An 844-nucleotide genomic window follows, 5' to 3' on the forward strand; every position below is an offset into this window, starting at 1 on the left:
GATTGGCTTATGACCTCGCGCCGATGGCCTCTGGAACTAGACACAAATAGTCGTAAACTCTTTTGCACCCTAATCCATTCTACGAACACAGACAGTCTGACAGTATTGCAGTAGAGCATTGCCCGCTTTTAATTGCATATGTTTTAATGGAGAACTCATCTTTCTTAAAGATGAAAACCACTCTTCATAATTTCTCTTTTCCACTAATTCTACATCGTAAGGTAGAAGAGGAAAATCAAAGTAGCCTGTTCGGTTCAAAATAACTTTGCGAATGGGCAATTCAATACCATATAGCGAATATATCGTGCGGACAATCCCATCCATGCGATCAAGTTCAATCATCGGCGATAACACCTTTTTCTCATGGCGTCCACTTTTTACTGTCCAAAACCGTTCGTTAGAACCTAAAAATACACTGTTTTCTTCACCTTCAAGGATGGTGATAAGCCAGGTTGTTGTTGGGGTAATGATAATGATTTCCACTTCAACAGGTGCTTTTTTCAATTTGAAGATGGGTCTATAAAGGACAAGATAGGTGTCAGGAAACCGTTGAAGAAAATACTTTACATTCGGATCACTGTAAAACTCCTTGTCAACATACGATTTCTCACGAACAGTAGAGCTTGCCCACTTCATCTGAAATTCAAATATATGGTCAAGAAATTGTTGCTTAAGATCATCAACAGATCCTGTTTTTTTTGCTTTCGCTTTAACCCATTGTTGCTTTTTTAGGCGGATAAACTGTCCCGGATACCGAAACATATCAACCTCATATCTAGAAACATAATCCTGCAGTTTGATTAATTGTCCCAACTTTTTAACACCTCTTAAGAAAAGCGCAAGG

General features: G+C 38.7%; 1 protein-coding gene. It reads right to left on the reverse strand.

Going from position 1 to position 844, the window contains the following annotated elements:
- Positions 1–69 precede the first annotated feature (69 nt).
- A complete protein-coding gene (locus V7147_RS17945; RefSeq protein WP_335369201.1) occupies positions 70–813 on the reverse strand; it encodes an NERD domain-containing protein in 744 nt (247 codons plus the stop codon).
- Between the last annotated feature and the right edge of the window lie 31 nt (positions 814–844).

Source organism: Bacillus sp. JJ1521 (assembly GCF_036965165.1).
In the GTDB taxonomy this organism is placed as follows: Bacteria; Bacillota; Bacilli; order Bacillales; family Bacillaceae_L; genus Ferdinandcohnia.